Genomic DNA, 19,508 nt, shown 5'->3' with positions numbered 1-19,508 from the left:
GCCTCCATCCGGTGGATGAATAACGGCGCGCTTCGGTGCGCCGTTGTCATTTGTCGCGCTTATGTATTCGCGGTGGAGATTATCGGGATGGATGTTTCGATGCTTGGATTATCCGTCTTCATCCATCCGATGAATCGTTGTCCCGGGAGCGGACCACATCCGGATCCTGTGCGGCGGTTTCCAGCAGCCACTGCCGGAAGCGGTTCAGCGCCGGATGGTCGCGCCGCTCCCGCGGCGCGCACAGGAAATAGCCGCGCGTCAGCCGGATCGGCAGGTCGAACGGCGCCACCACCCGGCCGGCCGCGATCTCGTCGCGTACCAGGCAGCGCTGCAGCACCGCGATGCCGATATCGGCCTTGACCGCCTGCACCAGGATCGAGACCTGGTCGAATCCCGTGGCCAGCGTGGGCGCAGCGTCGGGTACGCCCGCCGCAAGGAACCAGTGCTGCCAGTTGGCCGGGGCGCCGGTGTGAAAGAGCAGGGGCTCCTGCAGCAGATCCGCCGGCGTTTGCCATTGACCGGCTTCGCGCCGCAGCTGCGCGCGCTCCGGATGGCAGACCGGCACCATCTCGCTGCCGATCACATAGTCGACCTGCAGGTTGGGCCAGCTGCCCGCGGTGCCTGCCAGCAGCGCCGCATCGGGCGCCGGCCCGGAGAAATCCTCGTCGCGCCGGTACGGCACGAAGTCGAGCCGGATGTCGGGATGGCGCCGATGGAAGTCCGGCAGCCGCGGCACCAGCCAGACGCTGGCCAGCGTGGGCAGGGCCGACAGCGTCAGATGGTGCTGGCGGTCGCCGGCCAGCAGCGCCACGCTGGCCGATTCGATTGCCGCCAGCGGTCCCGACACCGCTTCAAGAAAGCCGCGGCCGGCTGCGGTCAGCACCAGCCGGTGCGCGTTGCGCTGGACCAGCGGCTGGCCGAAGTGTGCCTCCAGCCTGGCGATGGCCCGGCTGATCGCGCCCTGCGTCACGCACAGCTCCTGCGCGGCGCGCGTGAAGCTGCCAAGCCGCGCCGCAGTGGCGAAGGCGTGCAGCTCGGACATCGACGGCGATCGCAGGCGCATGCGGCCTTCTCCGCTCACGGGCACGCATCTGCGGTGCCGTGACAATGAACTTTGGTAATGGAAGCGTGCAATATAGTCGTTTGTGCACGCTCGGTAAACTGGCCGACACTTGACGCGTCGCGGGGCATCGTTGGCCCCTCAATCGGCCCTGTCCGCCACATAAAACACAAGGCAATTCCAAGGAGAACATCGCCATGAATCGAGCCGTGACGACGCGTCGTCGCTTTGTGCTGTCCACCGTCACCACCGCCATCGCCGCCGCCGTGCTGCTGCCCGCGGCGGCCGCCGCCGCGCCGGCCAACTATCCCAGCCGCCCGATTCGCCTGATCGTGCCGTTCGCCGCCGGCGGCTCCACCGATCTGTCGGCGCGCCTGGTCGCCGAGTACGCCGGCCGAGAGCTCGGCCAATCGATCGTGGTCGAGAACAAGGGCGGGGCAGGGGGCTCGCTCGGCATGGGCGAGGTCGCCCGTTCGGCACCGGACGGCTACACGATCGGCATGGCCACGGTCAGCACGCACGGGTCGAACCCCGCCGTCTATCCGAAGCTGAGCTACGACCCGATCAAGGACTTCGTGCCCGTCACCAATGTCGTGGCGATCCCCAGCGTATTCGCGGTCCATCCGAGCGTGCCGGCCAAGACCATGAAGGAGTTCATCGCGCTGGCCAAGGCCAACCCGGGCAAGTACAGCTTCGCCTCGCCGGGCGCCGGCTCGCTGGGCCATGTGAATATCGAGAACTTCATGATGCTGTCGGGTATCGATCTGCTGCATGTGCCGTACAAGGGCGCCGGCCTGGCGCTGAACGATGCGGTCGCCGGGCAGGTCAACGCGATCACCGACAACCTGTCGTCGACGCTGCCGCACGTCAAGGGCGGCCGACTGCGCGCGCTGGCCGTGCTGGGTGCGGGCCGCTCGGCCCAGCTGCCGGACGTGCCGACCTACGCCGAGCTCGGCTTCAAGGACATGGGCGAGGGCGGCTGGTTCGGCATCGTCGCACCGGCGGGCACGCCGGCTCCCGTGGTGGCCAAGCTGAACGCCGCAATCCACAAGGCGATGCAGAACCCGGACTTCAAGCGCAAGGTCGAGGAATCCGGCGGCACGCTGGTACCGACCACGCCCGAGCAGTTCAAGGCCCAGATCGAGCAGGCGATGGCCCGCTACGCGCGCGTGGCCAAGGCCGCCAAGATCGAGCTGAACTGATGGCAGCGGCGTTCGAACCCATCGTCCGCCGCCTGCCCGAGGGCGAACCGCTGCCGCTGGTCTGCGATTCGCCTCACAGCGGCACGCGCTATCCGGACGACTTCGGTGCCGCCGTGCCGATGGCGCGGCTGCGCGAAGGGGAGGATACCCACGTCGACGCGTTGTGGGAGGCGGTACCGGCGGTCGGCGGCACGCTGATCGCCGCGAATTTCCCGCGTGTCTATATCGACCCGAACCGGATGCCGGATGACCTCGACCCGGCGCTGCTGGACGCGCCGTGGCCCGAGCCGCTGGCCCCGGGAGAGAAGACGCGGCTGGGCTTCGGCCTGGTATGGCGCAACATCGACGCCGATACGCCGATCTACGCGCGCAAGCTCGGCGTGGCGGAGGTGCGCAACCGGATCGAGCACTACTACCGGCCGTACCATGCGGCGCTCGCGGAAGCGGTGGATGCGACTTACCGCCGCTTCGGCGCGGTCTGGCATCTGAACCTGCACTCGATGCCGAACAATGCCTATGAGCGGCTGAAGAAGGTCAGCCCGCAGCCGTTGGCGGACTTTGTGCTGGGCGACCGCGATGGCACGACCTGCGATCCGGAGTTTGTCGGGCTGATCGAGTCGGGCCTGCGCGACATGGGCTATACCGTGGCTCGCAATGATCCGTACAAGGGCGTGCAGCTGATCGCGCAGATCGGCAGGCCGGCGGAGCGCCGCCACAGCCTGCAGATCGAGATCCGCCGTCCGCTGTACATGGACGAGTGCACCCGGGAACGCAATGCCAACTTCGGCACGGTGCAGCGGGATATGGGGCGGCTGTTGGAGCGGGTCGCAGACTATTTGCGGCGGCAGCGATAAGTCCTCGGAGCCCGGAAGGGGGCAGGGGCGTCGCATCGCCGCGGGGACGGTAAAAGGCTGGGCCGGTGGCCCGGCCTTTTTGTTTCACGTGGAACACCCTGGCGGCCGCGGCTGCCCGATGTTTCACGTGAAACAAGCGGTGACGGGATATGACTTATGCCTTGTTTCACGTGAAACATGCCCTCGCGGAAGCACAATGTTTCACGTGGAACGGGCGTGTGTCCGGAATGCCCCAATGAATGCCGGTATAATTCGGCATCCCGTTTTTCCCTCTCCAGCCTCCCGGAGGAGGTGCCCCCATGCTTTACCCGAGAGAATTCGATGTCATTGTCGTCGGCGGTGGCCATGCCGGCACCGAAGCGGCCTTGGCCGCGGCCCGCATGGGCTGCCAGACGCTGCTGCTGACCCATAGCATCGAGACGCTCGGGCAGATGAGCTGCAATCCGTCGATCGGCGGCATCGGCAAGGGGCATCTGGTCAAGGAAGTCGACGCACTTGGCGGCGCGATGGCGGCCGCAACCGACGAGGCCGGCATCCAGTTCCGCATTCTGAACTCCAGCAAGGGTCCGGCCGTGCGTGCCACACGCGCTCAGGCCGACCGTGTGCTGTACCGCAAGGCCATCCGCACCCGCCTGGAGAATCAGCCGAATCTGATGCTGTTCCAGCAGGCCGTGGACGACCTGATGGTCGAGGGCGATCGCGTGGTCGGCGCGGTGACGCAGGTCGGCATCCGCTTCCGCGCGCGGGCGGTTGTGCTGACCGCCGGTACGTTCCTCGACGGCAAGATCCACGTAGGCCTGGACAACTACACCGGTGGCCGCGCCGGCGATCCTGCCGCGGTGACGCTGTCGGCCCGGCTCAAGGAACTGAAGCTGCCGCAGGGCCGGCTGAAGACCGGCACGCCGCCGCGCATCGATGGCCGTACCATCGACTTCTCGGTGATGGAAGAACAGCCCGGCGATCTCGATCCGGTGCCGGTCTTCTCGTTCCTGGGGCGCCCGGAACAGCATCCGCAACAATTGCCGTGCTGGATTACCCACACCAATGCCCGTACCCACGAGATCATCCGTGGTGGGCTGGACCGCTCGCCGATGTACACCGGCGTGATCGAAGGGGTGGGGCCGCGTTATTGCCCCAGCATCGAGGACAAGATCCATCGCTTTGCCAGCAAGGAAAGCCACCAGATCTTCCTGGAGCCGGAAGGGCTGACGACGAACGAGTTCTATCCGAACGGCATCTCGACCAGCCTGCCGTTCGATGTGCAGCTCGAGCTCGTGCATTCGATCCGCGGCCTCGAGAACGCGCATATCCTGCGTCCCGGCTATGCAATCGAGTACGACTACTTCGATCCGCGCGCGCTGAAGGCGTCGCTGGAGAGCAAGGCGATCGGCGGGCTGTTCTTCGCCGGCCAGATCAATGGCACCACCGGTTACGAAGAAGCCGCGGCCCAAGGGCTGCTGGCAGGCATCAATGCCGGCCGCTATGCGCAGGAGCGCGAGGCCTGGGCGCCGCGCCGCGACCAGGCCTATCTCGGCGTGCTGGTGGACGACCTGATCACCCGTGGCGTGACCGAGCCGTACCGGATGTTCACCAGCCGGGCCGAGTTCCGCTTGAGCCTGCGCGAGGACAACGCCGATATGCGGCTGACCGAGATCGGCCGGGAGCTTGGCGTGGTCGACGACGCGCGCTGGGACGCCTTCAACCGGAAGCGCGACGCTGTTTCACGTGAAACAGAGCGCCTGAAGAGCGCCTGGGTCAACCCGGCAAGCCTTCCGGCGGAGGACGCGGTGCCGTTGCTGGGCAAGGCGATCGAGCGCGAATACAGCCTGGCGGACCTGCTGCGGCGTCCGGGTGTCGGCTACGAGGCGCTGATGGCGCTGCAGGGCGGCCGCCATGCGCCGGACGCTCCGCTGGCCGACGACCCGCTGCAGGCCGAACAGATCCGCGAGCAGATCGAGATCGGCATCAAGTATCACGGCTATATCGCCCGCCAGGCCGCCGAGGTCGACAAGCTGGAGGCCAACGAATCGACCCGGCTGCCGGACGACTTCGACTACACCGAAGTGCGCGGCCTCGGCTTCGAGGTCAGCCAGAAGCTGAACCAGCACCGTCCGCAGACGCTGGGCCAGGCCTCGCGTATCTCGGGCGTCACGCCGGCGGCGATCTCGCTGCTGTTGGTACATCTGAAGAAGAAGGGCATGGGGCGCGGCAAGACGGCCGGCTCGGGCCGCGAGGCGGCCTGAGTGAGCGGTCCGCACGTATCCCAGGCGCGGCGCCACGGCGCGGTCGACGAGGCCGTGCAGCGCCGCCGCCTCGAGGCGGGCCTGGCCGCGATCGGCCTGCCGCTCGACGGCGCCCGCGTCGAGTCGCTGCTCGCCTATCTGGCGCTGCTGCGCAAATGGAACGCCACCTATAACCTGACCGCGATCCGCCATCCGGACGAGATGCTGACGCATCATCTGCTGGATTCGCTGGCCGCGGTGCCGGCGCTTGCCGATGCCGCACGCCGGCCCGAGGTTGCGCCAGGCGCGCGGGGCAGGGTGCTCGACGTCGGCTCGGGCGGCGGCATGCCGGGCCTGCCGCTGGCGATCGCCTGCCCCGACGTGTCGGTGCTGATGGTCGACATCGTGCAGAAAAAGACCGCCTTCCTGACCCAGTGCCGCGCGCAACTGCGGCTGGCCAATGCTTCGGCGCATTGGGGACCGGTGGAAAAGCTGGCCGATGCCGAGGGCTTCGCCGTGATCACGTCGCGAGCCTTCGCCGAACTGGCCGATTTCGTCACGCTCGCCGGCCATCTGCTGGCGCCCGGCGGCCGCCTGATTGCGATGAAGGGAGTCTATCCGCACGCCGAGCTGGAGCGGATGGAGCAGGCCGGACTGATGTCCGCCTGGCAGGTCGAAGCGGTGCCGCAGCTGGCGGTGCCCGAACTGGACGCGCAGCGCCACCTGGTGGTGCTGTCGCGCCGTGGCGAGCGCAGCGATGCGCGCGCCGACTGAATACAAGCGAGGAGCTGCAGAACCCATGGCAAAGGTATTCGTGATCGCAAACCAGAAGGGCGGGGTGGGCAAGACGACCACCACGGTGAACCTCGCCGCTGGCCTTGCCGCGCAAGGGCAGCGCGTGCTGCTGGTCGATCTCGATCCGCAAGGCAATGCGTCGATGGGTTCGGGTATCGACAAGCAGGGGCTGCAGCACAGCGTCTATCAGGTGCTGGTCGGCTTTGCCACGATCCCGCAGGCGCGCCAGCGTTCGGAGTCCGGCAAGTACGACGTGCTGCCGGCAAACCGGGAACTGGCCGGTGCCGAAGTCGAACTGGTCGAGCTCGAGCACCGCGAACGCCGGCTGCGGCAGGCGCTGGCCGAGGTCGAAGGCGAGTACGATTTCGTGCTGATCGACTGTCCGCCGTCGCTGTCGCTGCTGACGCTGAACGGCCTGTGCGCCGCCCATGGCGTGATCGTGCCGATGCAGTGCGAATATTTCGCGCTCGAAGGGCTGTCCGACCTCGTCAATACGATCAAGCAGGTACACGCGAATCTGAACAAGGACCTGAAGGTAATTGGCCTGTTGCGCGTGATGTTCGATCCGCGAGTAACGCTGCAACAGCAGGTCTCGGCCCAGCTGGAAGCGCATTTCGGCGACAAGGTGTTCAAGACGATGATCCCGCGCAATGTCCGGCTGGCCGAGGCGCCGTCGTACGGCATGCCGGGCGTGGCCTTCGATCCCGCGTCGAAGGGCGCCAAGGCCTACCTCGATTTCGGCGCCGAGATGATCGCGCGCGTCAAGCAACTGGGCCAGATCGCCTGAGCCGGCGAGCGGCAGCAAGCAAGGAGCCACCACCATGAGTACCGCGAAGAAGAAGGGCCTGGGCCGTGGGCTGGAAGCCCTGCTGGGCGGCCCGGCGGAGATCGTCGAGGCGGCGCGCCAGGAGGGCGCGCCGACCGTGCTGCGCGTCGACCAGCTGCAACCCGGCAAGTACCAGCCGCGCACGCGGATGGACGAGGGCGCGCTGCAGGAGCTCGCCGCCAGCATCCGCGCGCAGGGCCTGATGCAGCCGATCCTGGTGCGGCGCGTGGCCGAGCCGGACCGCTACGAGATCATCGCCGGCGAGCGGCGTTTCCGGGCCTCCAAGCTGGCTGGCCTGGACAAGGTGCCGGTGCTGATCAAGGACGTGGCAGACGAGGCCGCGGCGGCAATGGCGCTGATCGAGAACATCCAGCGCGAGGACCTGAATCCGCTGGAAGAGGCGCAAGGCATCATGCGCCTGATCCGCGAATTCAAGTTCACCCACGAGCAGGCCGCCGAGTCGGTCGGCCGTTCGCGCAGCGCCGTGTCGAATCTGCTGCGCCTGCTGAACCTGGCGCAGCCGGTGCAGACCATGCTGATGGCAGGCGACCTCGACATGGGCCATGCGCGCGCGCTGCTGGCGGTGGACGGCGCGCATCAGATCACGCTGGCCAACCAGATCGTCAACAAGCGGCTGTCGGTGCGCGAGACCGAGAAGCTGGTGACCTCGACGTTGAAGCCGTTCGATCTGAAGTCGCTGAAGCAGAAGACCGGCCAGGGCGCGCGCGATGTCGCGCGGCTGGAGGAGGAGCTGTCCGACGCGCTCGGCATGCCGGTGCAGATCAAGCTCGGCGCGCGCGGCAAGGGCCAGCTGACGATCCAGTTTTCCAGCAACGATGCGCTCGACGGTGTGCTCGCCCGCCTGCGCGAACCGGCCGCGGGGCGGCAGGTGGCGTGATCACGGGTGGGCGATGATCGCCCAACGGAATAAAGCGAATGGCGTCGGGTCCTTCCCCCGACGCCATTTTTTTGCTACGCAATCCGATTACGTCTGAGGTCATTGCCGCGCAATATCCGCGCAAGCATGATCGAAGCGAGATAGCAAGAGTTGTGGTGTTTTACCTTGCAAGGCAACTGTAAGCAGATTGACTCGTTATCCGCATTCCCCGTAAAATCGTGCGGTTTGAATACTGGCCGAGGACGAAAAGTTCCTGGTCAGAACTGCAAGCAGGCAGACCGACAAGTTGTAGTGGCGACAGACCCCAAGCCGCCTCGTGCGGGATCGAATACCGACCGTACCGAGCGGATTTCCGAGCGTCAGCCGGATGACTGGGATCAGGACGACTGGCGCGACGACGATGAGCGTCCCGCCCCGATCCGGCCCCTGTCGCACGACGATGCGGTATCGCTGTTCGGCGAACGGGCACTGCGGCCGTCGCGGATGACGCCAGGCAAGGTGGTGCTGGCGCAAGTCGCGGTGACGCTGTTGTCGGCGATCGGCTGGGCGGTGTTCGGGCCCGAGGCCGGACCGTATGGCTGGTCGGCGCTGTTCGGCGGTGCGGTGTGCTGCGTGCCAAGCGCGTTCTTTGCCTTCCGGCTGTGGCTCGCGCGGGACCGTGCGTCGATCGGCGGACTGGTGATCGGCGAGGCGATCAAGGTCCTGGCCACCGTCGCGCTGTTCGTGCTGGTGGTGGTGCTGTACCGCGATCTGCGTTGGGTGCCGATGCTCGTCACGTTCCTGCTTGCATTGAAGACGTACTGGGTGGCGCTGGCGATTCGATAGCCATTCGTTTCGTCGAATTGCGGAACGCCATGCCCCGAACCGGTGCCGCGTTGTTCTGATTCAGGGCAATTGAGGGCCGGTTTCGAGAAAACAAGGTTTGGATGTCGCACCGATCCGGAATCGGGCGCGGCGTCGGGAAGTAACGAAGCGTCTTGCATTGCGGTGACCGGCCGACGAGCCGAAGGCGGTGCAAGAAGCATACCGAGTGTTCGCGATGGCGAATGCCGGTCAAACAGGTTTCGCAATATACGGTTCGATTCGACATGGCAACTGCTCAAGGCGCTGAAAACGCGCTCACCCCATCCGGCTATATCGCCGAACATTTGCAGAACCTGAATTCGATCGGCGGCAAGCAGGCCTCCGTGGTCGACTTCAGCGTGATCAATTACGACACCGTGATCTGGTCGGTGCTGTGCGGCGCGATCGCCGTGCTGTTCCTGTACATGGCCGCGCGCCGTGTCACCGCCGGCGTGCCGGGCCGCTTCCAGGCCTTCGTCGAGATGATCGTCGAGATGGTCGACGACCAGGCCAAGGGCATCATCCACGGCGACCGCTCGTGGATCGCGCCGCTCGCACTGATGGTGTTCTGCTGGATCACCATGATGAACGCGATCGACCTGATCCCGGTTGACTGGGTCCACGGCCTGAACCACCTGCTAGGCGTGTTCGGCTTCCACCTGCCGCACCACAAGGCCGTCGCGACCGCCGACCTGAACGGCACGCTGGGCATGTCGTTTGCCGTGCTGATCCTGATGATCTACTACAGCTTCAAGATCAAGGGCGCGGGCGGCTTCGCGCACGAGCTGCTGTCGGCCCCGTTCGGCGGCAAGTGGTACCTGGCCCCGTTCAACCTGGTGCTGAACATCATCGAATTCCTGGCCAAGGCCGTTTCGCTCGGCATGCGACTGTTCGGCAATATGTACGCCGGCGAACTCGTGTTCCTGCTGATCGCGCTGCTGGGTTCGATGTGGACCTTCGGCGCCGACCTGTCGGCACTGGGCTTCATCGGCCACGTGATTGCCGGCGCGGTCTGGGCCATCTTCCACATCCTGATCGTGCTGCTGCAGGCCTTCATTTTCATGATGCTGACGCTGGTGTATCTGGGCCAGGCACACGACAAGCACTGATTTCCGGTTTTTTGGTTTTTGGTTTTTTTGGTTCTAAGTCTCTTCTCAAATTAAAGGAGTCGTCATGCAAGAATTTCTCGCCAACATCCAGGGTCTGACCGCCATCGGTATCGGCATCATCATCGGCCTGGGCGCGATCGGTGCCTGCCTGGGTATCGCTCTGATGGGTGGCAAGTACATCGAAGCCTGCGCGCGTCAGCCGGAACTGATGAACCCGCTGCAGACCAAGATGTTCCTGCTGGCCGGCCTGATCGACGCGGCATTCCTGATCGGTGTGGGTGTGGCCATGCTGTTCGCGTTCGCCAACCCGCTGCTGGCCGTCATTCAGTAAATCTTTTCGGTCTGCATGATGCTGACGGGCGGCGCAGGCCACTAGCCTGGCCGCCTTTGCGCATTTATCTGTAGTTTGATTACCGAAAGGAACACACCATGAATCTGAACGCAACGTTTTTTGCGCAGATGGTCGTGTTCTTCATCCTGTGGTGGGTTGTCGCCAAATTCATTTGGCCGCCGCTGGTGAAGGCGCTCGACGAACGCGCAAAGAAAATCGCCGACGGTCTCGCGGCTGCCGAAAAGGGCAAGGCCGAACTCGAGCTGGCCAACAAGCGCGTGGACGTGGCTCTGGCCGAAGCCCGCGCCGAAGGTGCGCAGCGCGTCGCCGACGCGGAGAAGCGCGCCCAGATGGTCGCCGAAGAGATCAAGCAAAACGCCCAGGCCGAAGCCGCACGCATCATCGCGCAAGCGAAGGCGGACGCCGAGCAGCAGGTCACCAAGGCACGCGAGCAGCTGCGCGACCAGGTCGCCGTGCTGGCCGTCAAGGGTGCAGAGCAGATCCTCAAGCGTGAAGTGAATGCGCAGGTCCACGCCGACCTGCTCAACCAACTGAAGGCCGAGCTCTAATCATGGCAGAAACCGCAACCATTGCCCGTCCCTACGCCGAGGCGCTGTTCCGCGTCGCCAGCGAGGCCAACGCCGGCAATCTGGGTGCATGGTCCGAGCTGGTTTCGGAAATGGGGCAGGTCGCGGCCACCCCGGAGATCAAGGCGCTGGCCGACGATCCGAACGTTCCCGGCGACAAGCTGGCCGAACTGTTCCTGTCGGTGCTGAAGTCTCCGGTCAACGACGAGGCGCGCCGCTTCGTGCAGTTGCTGGTGGACAACGACCGCCTGACCGTGCTGCCGGAGATTGCCGAGCAGTTCCATGCGCTGAAGAACGCCCAAGAAGGTTCGGCCGACGTCGAAATCACCAGCGCGTTCCCGCTCGACGGCGCGCCGCTGACCGATCTGGTCGCCTCGCTCGAACGCAAGTTCGGGCGCAAGCTGGTGCCGACCGTGACGGTCGACCCCTCGCTGATCGGCGGCGTTCGCGTCAAGGTGGGCGACGAAGTGCTGGACACCTCGGTGCGCGCGCGCCTGGCCGCCATGCAAGCCGCGCTGACCGCCTGATGCGCGGACAGCCGACGGATTGAAGAATTAGGAGCATTGTGATGCAACTGAACCCCTCAGAAATCAGCGAGCTGATCAAGTCCCGCATCTCGGGCCTTGGCGCCGAAGCTGAAGTGCGCAATACCGGCACGGTGATCTCCGTGACCGATGGCATCTGCCGCGTGCACGGCCTGTCCGGCGTGATGCAGGGCGAGATGCTGGAATTCCCCGGCAACACCTTCGGCCTGGCGCTGAACCTCGAGCGCGACTCTGTCGGCGCCGTGGTGCTGGGCGACTACGAGCACATCTCGGAAGGCGACCAGGTCAAGTGCACCGGCCGCATTCTGGAAGTGCCGGTGGGCAAGGAACTGCTGGGCCGCGTGGTCAACACGCTGGGCCAGCCGATCGATGGCAAGGGCCCGATCAACGCCAAGCAGACCGACGTGATCGAGAAGGTCGCCCCGGGCGTGATCGCGCGCCAGTCGGTGAGCCAGCCGGTGCAGACCGGCCTGAAGTCGATCGACGCGATGGTGCCGATCGGCCGCGGCCAGCGCGAGCTGATCATCGGCGACCGCCAGACCGGCAAGACCGCTGTCGCCGTCGACGCGATCATCAACCAGAAGGGCAAGGGCGTCTTCTGCGTCTACGTCGCAATCGGCCAGAAGGCTTCGACGATCGCCAACGTGGTGCGCAAGCTGGAAGAGACCGGCGCGATGGAATACACCGTCGTGGTGGCCGCCGCCGCTTCGGATTCGGCCGCCATGCAGTACCTGGCCGCCTACGCCGGCTGCACGATGGGCGAGTACTTCCGCGATCGCGGCGAAGACGCGCTGATCGTCTATGACGACCTGACCAAGCAGGCCTGGGCCTATCGCCAGGTGTCGCTGCTGCTGCGCCGCCCGCCGGGCCGCGAAGCCTACCCGGGCGACGTGTTCTACCTGCACTCGCGTCTGCTGGAGCGCGCCGCGCGCGTCAACGCCGACTACGTCGAGAAGTTCACCAATGGCGAAGTCAAGGGCAAGACCGGTTCGCTGACCGCGCTGCCCGTGATCGAAACGCAGGCCGGCGACGTGTCCGCGTTCGTGCCGACCAACGTGATCTCGATTACCGACGGCCAGATCTTCCTGGAAACCGACCTGTTCAACGCCGGTATCCGCCCCGCGATCAACGCCGGTATCTCGGTGTCGCGCGTCGGTGGCGCCGCCCAGACCAAGGTCATCAAGAAGCTGTCCGGCGGTATCCGTACCGACCTGGCCCAGTACCGTGAACTGGCTGCGTTCGCGCAGTTCGCCTCGGACCTGGACGATGCCACGCGCAAGCAGCTCGAGCGCGGCCGCCGCGTGATGGAACTGCTCAAGCAGCCGCAATACCAGCCGCTGCAGGTGTGGCAGCTGGCCGCGTCGCTGTACGCCGCCAACAATGGCTTCCTCGACAACGTGGAAGTGAAGGACATCCTGCCGTTCGAAAAGGGCCTGCACGACCACCTGAAGACCAAGTACGCCGATCTCGTCAACCGTATCGAAGACACCAAGGATCTGTCGAAGGACGACGAAGCCGCCCTGCGTGCCGCGATCGAGGATTTCAAGAAGTCCGCCGCGTTCTAACCGCGTGATTCCACGGACCGCGCAACCGGCCTGCGCCTGAAAGGGACGGCAGCCGGAGGCGCGGCACGACTGGAGAGGAAGATATGGCCGGAACGAAAGAGATTCGAACCAAGATCAAGAGCGTGCAGAACACGCGCAAGATCACCAAGGCGATGGAAATGGTCGCCGCATCCAAGATGCGCAAGGCGCAGGAGCGGATGCGGGCTGCCCGTCCGTACGCCGAGAAGGTGCGCAACATTGCCGCGCACCTGGCCACGGCCAACCCGGAGTTCAAGCATCCGTTCCTGCAGGCGCGCGAAGTCAAGCGCGCCGGCTTGATCGTGGTGACGACCGACAAGGGGCTGTGCGGCGGCCTGAACACCAACGTGCTGCGCGCCGTCACCAACGAACTGCGCGAATGGCAGAACCGCGGTGTGCAGGTGCAAAGCACCGCGATCGGCACCAAGGGCATGCAGTTCCTGGGCCGCGTTGGAGCCAAGGTGGTCTCGCACGTGGTGCATCTGGGCGATACGCCGCATCTGGAAAAGCTGATCGGCGCGATCAAGGTCCAGCTCGACGCCTTCACCAATGGTGAGGTGGACGCCGTGTACCTGGCGTACACGAAGTTCGTCAACACCATGAAGCAGGAGCCGATGGTCGAGCAGCTGCTGCCGCTGTCCGCCGAGCGGATGGCGCAGACCGAAGAGGAAAAGCGCGCTTACTCGTGGGATTACATCTACGAGCCCGACGCCCAGACGGTGGTGGAAGACCTGCTGGTCCGCTACGTCGAAGCGCTGGTGTACCAAGCCGTGGCCGAGAACATGGCGTCCGAGCAATCGGCACGCATGGTGGCCATGAAGGCGGCGTCCGACAACGCCAAGAACGTGATTGCAGAACTGCAGCTGGACTACAACAAGACCCGCCAGGCAGCGATCACCAAGGAATTGTCGGAAATCGTCAGCGGTGCGGCAGCCGTGTAACTGACGAGACTGGGCGTCAAGAATTCAAGCTATCGGAGATACGAAATGAGTATCGGAAATATTGTGCAGTGCATTGGCGCCGTGGTGGACATCGAGTTCCCCCGCGACGCGCTGCCGAAGGTGTACGACGCGCTGGTGCTGGAAGAGAGCAACGAAGCGTCGTTCGCCGAGAAGGGCCTGACTTTCGAAGTGCAGCAGCAGCTCGGTGACGGCGTGGTCCGTACCATCGCGCTGGGCTCGTCCGACGGCCTGCGCCGCGGCATGGCCGTGAAGAACACCGGCGCGCCGATTTCGGTGCCGGTCGGCCACGGCACGCTGGGCCGCATCATGGACGTGCTGGGTCGTCCCATCGACGAAGCCGGCCCGATCGCCGCGGACGAAGTGCGCGCGATTCACCAGAAGGCCCCGCAGTTCGACGAGCTGTCGCCTTCGGTCGACCTGCTCGAAACCGGCATCAAGGTGATCGACCTGGTCTGCCCGTTCGCCAAGGGCGGCAAGGTCGGCCTGTTCGGCGGCGCCGGCGTCGGCAAGACCGTCAACATGATGGAGCTGATCAACAACATCGCCAAGCAGCACAGCGGCTTGTCGGTGTTCGCCGGCGTGGGCGAGCGTACCCGTGAAGGGAACGACTTCTACCACGAAATGAAGGACTCGAACGTGCTCGACAAGGTGGCCATGGTGTTCGGCCAGATGAACGAGCCGCCGGGCAACCGTCTGCGCGTGGCGCTGACCGGCCTGACCATGGCCGAGCGCTTCCGCGACGAAGGCCGCGACATCCTGTTCTTCGTCGACAACATCTACCGCTACACGCTGGCCGGTACCGAAGTGTCGGCACTGCTGGGCCGTATGCCTTCCGCCGTGGGCTATCAGCCGACGCTGGCCGAAGAAATGGGCAAGCTGCAGGAGCGCATCACGTCGACCAAGACCGGCTCGATCACCTCGATCCAGGCCGTGTACGTGCCGGCGGATGACCTGACCGACCCGTCGCCTGCCACCACCTTCCTGCACCTTGACTCGACCGTCGTGCTGTCGCGTGACATCGCCGCGCTGGGTATCTACCCCGCCGTCGACCCGCTCGACTCGACCTCGCGTCAGCTGGACCCGCAGATCGTCGGTACCGAGCACTACGAAGTGGCCCGCCGCGTCCAGCAGACGCTGCAGCGCTACAAGGAACTGCGCGACATCATCGCGATTCTGGGCATGGACGAACTGTCGCCGGAAGACAAGCTGGCGGTGGCGCGTGCACGGAAGATCCAGCGTTTCCTGTCGCAGCCCTTCCACGTCGCGGAAGTGTTCACGGGTTCGCCGGGCAAGTACGTGCCGCTGAAGGAAACCATCCGCGGCTTCAAGATGCTGGTGGACGGCGAGTGCGATCACCTGCCCGAGCAGGCGTTCTACATGGTCGGCTCGATCGACGAAGCCTTCGAGAAGGCCAAGAAGCTCCAGTAAGCCTCGCCATGCGACGGCGCGCCGGCACGGTCTGCGTGCCCGGGCGCGCCGCCGTTGCAAGCGAAGCGACTGGACAAAGGAATTCACATGGCAACCATTCTTGTAGACGTCGTCAGCGCGGAAGCCTCGATCTTCTCCGGCCAGGCGAAGTTCGTGGCGCTGCCGGGCGAGTCGGGTGAGCTGGGCATCCTGCCCGGACACACGCCGCTGATCACGCGCATCCATCCGGGTGCGGTGCGGATCGAGAAGGAAGACGGCAGCGAAGAGTTCGTGTTCGTCGCCGGCGGCATTCTGGAAGTCCAGCCCAAGCACGTCACCGTGCTGGCCGACACCGCGATCCGTGGCGCCGACCTCGACGAGGCCAAGGCGCAGGAAGCAAAGCGCGCGGCCGAGGAGCTGCTGCAGAACCAGAGCAGCGAGTTCGATCTGGCGCGTGCGCAGAGCGAGCTGGCTGTCGCCGCTGCCCAGCTGGCGGCCATCGCCCGTCTGCGCCGGAAGAAGTAAGCAGGACCGGTTCGGGCGTTGCTTTTTCGTCAGCGCGAAGGAAAAAGGCAGCCGCGAGGCTGCCTTTTTTCATGTTGCGAGCTATGCTGTTAGCTGAAGTCAGACAAACACTGACAAAAAACAAAAACGACAAAAAAAAGCGCGCGGGCCGGGGAGGCTCCGCGCGGACGGGAAAATCCCTTCGAGGGGTCAATTCGAAGGAACGGGTTCGGCCGGGCGACGGGTAGCGTGTCCTGTTGCATGGACAGCCTGTCTTGCAGGCTTCGCTACCGTTCGCCAGGACCGGCATCCGATCGGGCGCTGATTTCACTACTATTCGCGCCGTCTATCGGGACACCGGCAATACATCCTGCTGCTGGGCTTTCTTCAGGGCGCCTTGGGCTCTCTGGCTTGCGGCGCCGTCACAAGGTTCACAATGTGTCAAAGCATTGTGGGGGAAACTTCCCCTGATGGCAGTAACAAAGTGTATCGGTTTGCAAGTAGTTGAAAGCGAAAAGACGGCAAATTCGCCGCAATAGCCACAAAAATAGGCCCACTCTGTTGGCTGCCGCACGCTGGCATCGTTCTGGTGCATGACTATTTCCGTTTCGGCACTGCTGGTCCCCTCACCTCGTCGGGGTTGACGCCGGGTGCGTGCACCGGCAGTGTTCCATCGCAACGGGCGACATGCCCGGTTGTCGAGGAGCACTGAATGGACACCCTGCAGGCCGATATCGACGGCATGTTGAAGCTGCGCACGGTCGCCGTGGTCGGCCTGTCCGACAAGCCCGAGCGCGCCAGCCACGAGGTGGCCGCCTTTCTGCAGCGGCATGGTCACAGGATCGTGCCCGTCAATCCCAACCACGCCGGCGACTCCATCCTGGGCGAGCGCTGCCATGCCTCGCTGCAGGACGCCGCGTGCGCGTTGGCGGCGGAGGGCGCGCGCATCGACTGGGTCGATATCTTCCGGCGCTCGCCCGATGTGCCGCCGGTCGTGGACGACGCGATTGCGATCGGCGCACGGGGCGTGTGGCTGCAACTCGGCATCGTCAATGATGAGGCCGTAGTCCGTGCGAAGAACGCCGGCCTGATGGCGGTCCAGGATCGCTGCAGCAAGATCGAATCGATGCGCGCTTGAGCGGCGTCGTCGCCTATCATTCGGGCCTTCGATTCGAGCATTCGCATTCCGTCCTTTTACCTCCACTCCACGTTTGCTGCCCAGCGCGCCATGGCCATCGACCCAGACCTGCTTGCCTACTATCGCGGACTCGCCGAGCGTTTTGCCGGCGCGCCGGTGCCCGTCGACGCGGCGCAGCGGCGCGCCCGCTTCCGCGAAGTCGCGGCGCTGTCGTATCGGCCCGATCCGGATGGCCTATCCGTCTCGGAGTTGCCGATCGCGCTCGCGGGCAGGACGTTGAACGCGCGCCAGTTCCGTCCCGCGGCGGTGGACAAGCCGCGCCTGCTGGTCTATTTCCATGGCGGCGGCTGGGTCGTCGGTTCGCACGACACCCACCACGGCGTCGCCGCGGCACTGGCGCTCGATACCGGCTGCGCGGTCGTCAGCGTCGACTACCGGCTGGCGCCGGAGCACCCCTATCCCGCGCCCTGCGACGACGCGCTCGATGCGCTGCGCTGGCTGGCGCAGCGGCGCGACGCACTCGATGTCGATCCGGGTTTTCTCGCTGTCGCCGGCGACAGCGCTGGCGGCCATCTTGCAGCACAGGCCGCGGCATTGGCCAATGCCGATACGCCGGGCCTGGTGCGTGCGCAGCTGCTGATCTATCCGGTCACGGCACCGCGTTTCGCCAGCGAGAGCTATCGCGCCTTCGCGTCCGGGCCGGGCCTGACCCGCGACGAAATGGCGTGGTACTGGGCGCAGTTCATCGGCGAAGCGCGGCTGGCGGACGGTTCCGCGATCGACGATCCCCGCCTGCATCTGATGGCGCCGCCGCCCGGCGGCTCCAGACCGGTTCCTCCGTCGACGGTGGTACTGGTCGCGGCTCACGACGTGCTGCGCGACGACGGCCTGGCGTACGCCGACCATCTGGTCCACGAAGGCGCCGCGGTGATCACCATCGAAGCCAGCGGCATGACCCATGGCTTCGCACGCCTGCAGGGCGAGTCGCCGCGCGCACGGGAATGGATGCGGCGCGGTGCCCAGGCCTTTGCGCAGCTGCTGGACGAGCAGTGAGTGCGGCAAGACGGCGCGCGGTATCATGGCGCCGCAATACCACCGATACTGCCGGCGGCGGTGTGGCGATCCCGTAGAATGGCGGGCTGACGAGGACCGCCATGACCGCACTGCAAAACGACATCTTCCTGCGCGCGCTGCGCCGCCAGCCGACCGAATACACGCCGCTGTGGCTGATGCGCCAGGCCGGGCGCTACCTGCCCGAGTACAACGCCACGCGCGCACGAGCCGGCAGCTTTCTGGGCCTGGCGAAGAATCCGGCCTTTGCCACCGAAGTCACGCTGCAGCCGCTCGACCGCTTCCCGCTCGACGCCGCGATCCTGTTCTCGGACATCCTGACCGTACCCGACGCGATGGGCCTGGGCCTGTCGTTTGCCCAGGGCGAAGGTCCGCGCTTTGCGCGGCCGCTGCGAACCGAGGCCGATGTGGCCAAGCTGGCGGTGCCCGACATGGGCGAGCTGCAATATGTGTTCGATGCGGTCGCCTCGATCCGCCGCGCGCTGGTGCAGGACGGCCGCCAGCGCGTGCCGCTGATCGGCTTCTCCGGCAGTCCGTGGACGTTGGCCTGCTACATGGTCGAAGGCGGCGGCTCCGATGACTTCCGGCTGGTCAAGGGCATGATGTATGCCCGTCCGGACCTGATGCACCGGATCCTCGAGATCAATGCGCAGGCCGTGTCCGGCTATCTGAACGCACAGATCGAGGCGGGGGCCCAGGCCGTGATGCTGTTCGATACCTGGGGCGGCACGCTGGCTGACGGCATGTACCAGCGCTTCTCGCTCGACTACATGCGCCGGGTCATTGCCGGCCTGCGCCGCGAGCACCAGGGCGAGAGCGTGCCGGTGATCGTCTTTACCAAGGGCGGCGGCCTGTGGCTGGAACAGCTGGCTGACAGCGGCGCCGACGCCATCGGCCTCGACTGGACGGTCAACCTGGCCGCAGCGCGCCGGCGCACCGCAGGCCGCGTGGCGCTGCAGGGCAATCTCGATCCGACCGTGCTGTTCGCGGACGAGGCCGGCATCCGCGAACAGGCCCGCCGCGTGCTGGACGACTACGCGGCCGGTGGCGGCAGCGACGGCCATGTCTTCAACCTCGGACATGGCATCTCGCAATTCACGCCGCCGGAAAGCGTGTCGGTGCTGGTGGACGAAGTACATCGCCACAGTCGCGCCCTGCGGCAGCGTGGCGGCGCGGGGGCATAGGCGGCCGGCTGCTGCAGCCGGTCTGGGCTGCCGGTTCGTGCATATGCGGGGCGCCATCATGGCGCTTCGGCGATGAATCGGTGCCTGTCAAGGCTTGACTTATGCACACAAATGGGCTTTCCGCAGTGCACGAGCGGGTAATTACTTAACACGATCGGGGGATATTGCTAAGTCATTGAATTTTAATGACTTGACAGCAGGCACCAGAGCGTGGTCGTGACCCAGAAAGCCTTGTTTCGCGCGCCTTGGCGGCAAGTCGGCCCAAGTTTTCAACAAAGTTATCCACAGGCGATGTGGAGAGATGGGAAAACTGGTCATCTATCATCGACTTAGCCCCACATTTGAAGTTTTACTTTAAGTTGATGCTGCACTGCACCCAACGGGCGG

General features: G+C 65.4%; 19 protein-coding genes. 18 read left to right on the top strand and 1 reads right to left on the bottom strand.

What is annotated here, in order from left to right:
* Positions 1-118: 118 nt before the first annotated feature.
* Positions 119-1,063: a LysR substrate-binding domain-containing protein gene (locus FOB47_RS24930; RefSeq protein ID WP_174782307.1), complete on the bottom strand. Its 945-nt coding sequence runs from the start codon at positions 1,061-1,063 to the stop codon at positions 119-121.
* Positions 1,064-1,257: 194 nt separating this feature from the next.
* Between FOB47_RS24930 and FOB47_RS24925 the strand changes: the two genes are divergently transcribed.
* The 18 genes from FOB47_RS24925 (at position 1,258) to hemE (ending at position 19,121) form a co-directional block, all read left to right on the top strand.
* Positions 1,258-2,262, top strand: coding sequence for a tripartite tricarboxylate transporter substrate binding protein BugE (locus FOB47_RS24925; protein WP_174782306.1), 1,005 nt, complete (start codon positions 1,258-1,260; stop codon positions 2,260-2,262).
* Complete coding sequence (locus FOB47_RS24920; protein WP_174782305.1) at positions 2,262-3,116, top strand: N-formylglutamate amidohydrolase; 855 nt, start codon at positions 2,262-2,264, stop codon at positions 3,114-3,116. Before FOB47_RS24925 ends, FOB47_RS24920 begins: the two co-directional genes overlap by 1 nt.
* Before the next feature lie 299 nt (positions 3,117-3,415).
* On the top strand, positions 3,416-5,359 hold the full coding sequence (mnmG, locus tag FOB47_RS24915) for a tRNA uridine-5-carboxymethylaminomethyl(34) synthesis enzyme MnmG (RefSeq protein ID WP_174782304.1): 1,944 nt from the start codon (positions 3,416-3,418) through the stop codon (positions 5,357-5,359).
* On the top strand, positions 5,360-6,112 hold the full coding sequence (gene rsmG, locus FOB47_RS24910; RefSeq protein WP_174782303.1) for a 16S rRNA (guanine(527)-N(7))-methyltransferase RsmG: 753 nt from the start codon (positions 5,360-5,362) through the stop codon (positions 6,110-6,112). It begins immediately after the preceding gene.
* A gap of 25 nt (positions 6,113-6,137) precedes the next feature.
* Positions 6,138-6,920: a ParA family protein gene (locus FOB47_RS24905; protein WP_006579397.1), complete on the top strand. Its 783-nt coding sequence runs from the start codon at positions 6,138-6,140 to the stop codon at positions 6,918-6,920.
* A 34-nt stretch (positions 6,921-6,954) separates the two neighbouring features.
* Positions 6,955-7,857: a ParB/RepB/Spo0J family partition protein gene (locus tag FOB47_RS24900; RefSeq protein ID WP_053822842.1), complete on the top strand. Its 903-nt coding sequence runs from the start codon at positions 6,955-6,957 to the stop codon at positions 7,855-7,857.
* Between the two features lie 348 nt (positions 7,858-8,205).
* A complete protein-coding gene (locus FOB47_RS24895; protein ID WP_244959493.1) occupies positions 8,206-8,682 on the top strand; it encodes an ATP synthase subunit I in 477 nt (158 codons plus the stop codon).
* A gap of 263 nt (positions 8,683-8,945) precedes the next feature.
* Complete coding sequence (atpB, locus tag FOB47_RS24890) at positions 8,946-9,809, top strand: F0F1 ATP synthase subunit A (RefSeq protein ID WP_053823245.1); 864 nt, start codon at positions 8,946-8,948, stop codon at positions 9,807-9,809.
* A gap of 64 nt (positions 9,810-9,873) precedes the next feature.
* Complete coding sequence (atpE, locus tag FOB47_RS24885) at positions 9,874-10,140, top strand: F0F1 ATP synthase subunit C (RefSeq protein WP_006579745.1); 267 nt, start codon at positions 9,874-9,876, stop codon at positions 10,138-10,140.
* Positions 10,141-10,238: 98 nt separating this feature from the next.
* Positions 10,239-10,709: a F0F1 ATP synthase subunit B gene (locus tag FOB47_RS24880; RefSeq protein ID WP_006579746.1), complete on the top strand. Its 471-nt coding sequence runs from the start codon at positions 10,239-10,241 to the stop codon at positions 10,707-10,709.
* Positions 10,710-10,711: 2 nt separating this feature from the next.
* Complete coding sequence (locus FOB47_RS24875; protein ID WP_053822841.1) at positions 10,712-11,254, top strand: F0F1 ATP synthase subunit delta; 543 nt, start codon at positions 10,712-10,714, stop codon at positions 11,252-11,254.
* 41 nt (positions 11,255-11,295) lie between these two features.
* Positions 11,296-12,837, top strand: a complete 1,542-nt coding sequence (gene atpA, locus FOB47_RS24870; RefSeq protein WP_006579748.1) for a F0F1 ATP synthase subunit alpha — start codon at positions 11,296-11,298, stop codon at positions 12,835-12,837.
* Positions 12,838-12,920: 83 nt separating this feature from the next.
* Positions 12,921-13,796, top strand: a complete 876-nt coding sequence (gene atpG, locus FOB47_RS24865; RefSeq protein ID WP_053822839.1) for a F0F1 ATP synthase subunit gamma — start codon at positions 12,921-12,923, stop codon at positions 13,794-13,796.
* Between the two features lie 45 nt (positions 13,797-13,841).
* Positions 13,842-15,245, top strand: coding sequence for a F0F1 ATP synthase subunit beta (gene atpD, locus FOB47_RS24860; protein WP_023264072.1), 1,404 nt, complete (start codon positions 13,842-13,844; stop codon positions 15,243-15,245).
* A gap of 87 nt (positions 15,246-15,332) precedes the next feature.
* Positions 15,333-15,749 carry a F0F1 ATP synthase subunit epsilon gene (locus FOB47_RS24855; protein ID WP_006579588.1) on the top strand — a complete coding sequence of 139 codons (417 nt, stop codon included), beginning with the start codon at positions 15,333-15,335 and terminating at the stop codon, positions 15,747-15,749.
* 691 nt (positions 15,750-16,440) lie between these two features.
* Positions 16,441-16,866, top strand: coding sequence for a CoA-binding protein (locus FOB47_RS24850; RefSeq protein WP_174782301.1), 426 nt, complete (start codon positions 16,441-16,443; stop codon positions 16,864-16,866).
* A 90-nt stretch (positions 16,867-16,956) separates the two neighbouring features.
* Positions 16,957-17,919 (top strand): alpha/beta hydrolase, encoded by a 963-nt coding sequence (locus FOB47_RS24845; protein WP_174782300.1) that lies wholly within the window; start codon positions 16,957-16,959, stop codon positions 17,917-17,919.
* A 101-nt stretch (positions 17,920-18,020) separates the two neighbouring features.
* Positions 18,021-19,121: a uroporphyrinogen decarboxylase gene (gene hemE, locus FOB47_RS24840; protein ID WP_174782299.1), complete on the top strand. Its 1,101-nt coding sequence runs from the start codon at positions 18,021-18,023 to the stop codon at positions 19,119-19,121.
* The last annotated feature ends 387 nt before the right edge of the window (positions 19,122-19,508 follow it).

This window comes from Cupriavidus gilardii (genome assembly GCF_013347325.1).
Taxonomy (GTDB): Bacteria; Pseudomonadota; Gammaproteobacteria; order Burkholderiales; family Burkholderiaceae; genus Cupriavidus; species Cupriavidus gilardii.
This window is presented reverse-complemented; position numbering and strand designations above follow the sequence as displayed.

What these genes read in the sequence shown, in the direction of transcription:
- atpE (WP_006579745.1), top strand. Translation starts at nt 9,874, where the DNA reads ATGCAAGAATTTCTCGCCAACATCCAGGGTCTGACCGCCATCGGTATC.
- hemE (WP_174782299.1), top strand. Translation starts at nt 18,021, where the DNA reads ATGACCGCACTGCAAAACGACATCTTCCTGCGCGCGCTGCGCCGCCAG.
- FOB47_RS24850 (WP_174782301.1), top strand. Translation starts at nt 16,441, where the DNA reads ATGGACACCCTGCAGGCCGATATCGACGGCATGTTGAAGCTGCGCACG.
- atpA (WP_006579748.1), top strand. Translation starts at nt 11,296, where the DNA reads ATGCAACTGAACCCCTCAGAAATCAGCGAGCTGATCAAGTCCCGCATC.
- FOB47_RS24880 (WP_006579746.1), top strand. Translation starts at nt 10,239, where the DNA reads ATGAATCTGAACGCAACGTTTTTTGCGCAGATGGTCGTGTTCTTCATC.
- FOB47_RS24855 (WP_006579588.1), top strand. Translation starts at nt 15,333, where the DNA reads ATGGCAACCATTCTTGTAGACGTCGTCAGCGCGGAAGCCTCGATCTTC.
- FOB47_RS24925 (WP_174782306.1), top strand. Translation starts at nt 1,258, where the DNA reads ATGAATCGAGCCGTGACGACGCGTCGTCGCTTTGTGCTGTCCACCGTC.
- atpD (WP_023264072.1), top strand. Translation starts at nt 13,842, where the DNA reads ATGAGTATCGGAAATATTGTGCAGTGCATTGGCGCCGTGGTGGACATC.
- mnmG (WP_174782304.1), top strand. Translation starts at nt 3,416, where the DNA reads ATGCTTTACCCGAGAGAATTCGATGTCATTGTCGTCGGCGGTGGCCAT.
- FOB47_RS24900 (WP_053822842.1), top strand. Translation starts at nt 6,955, where the DNA reads ATGAGTACCGCGAAGAAGAAGGGCCTGGGCCGTGGGCTGGAAGCCCTG.
- atpG (WP_053822839.1), top strand. Translation starts at nt 12,921, where the DNA reads ATGGCCGGAACGAAAGAGATTCGAACCAAGATCAAGAGCGTGCAGAAC.
- FOB47_RS24875 (WP_053822841.1), top strand. Translation starts at nt 10,712, where the DNA reads ATGGCAGAAACCGCAACCATTGCCCGTCCCTACGCCGAGGCGCTGTTC.
- FOB47_RS24845 (WP_174782300.1), top strand. Translation starts at nt 16,957, where the DNA reads ATGGCCATCGACCCAGACCTGCTTGCCTACTATCGCGGACTCGCCGAG.
- atpB (WP_053823245.1), top strand. Translation starts at nt 8,946, where the DNA reads ATGGCAACTGCTCAAGGCGCTGAAAACGCGCTCACCCCATCCGGCTAT.
- FOB47_RS24930 (WP_174782307.1), bottom strand. Translation starts at nt 1,063, where the DNA reads ATGCGCCTGCGATCGCCGTCGATGTCCGAGCTGCACGCCTTCGCCACT.
- FOB47_RS24920 (WP_174782305.1), top strand. Translation starts at nt 2,262, where the DNA reads ATGGCAGCGGCGTTCGAACCCATCGTCCGCCGCCTGCCCGAGGGCGAA.
- FOB47_RS24905 (WP_006579397.1), top strand. Translation starts at nt 6,138, where the DNA reads ATGGCAAAGGTATTCGTGATCGCAAACCAGAAGGGCGGGGTGGGCAAG.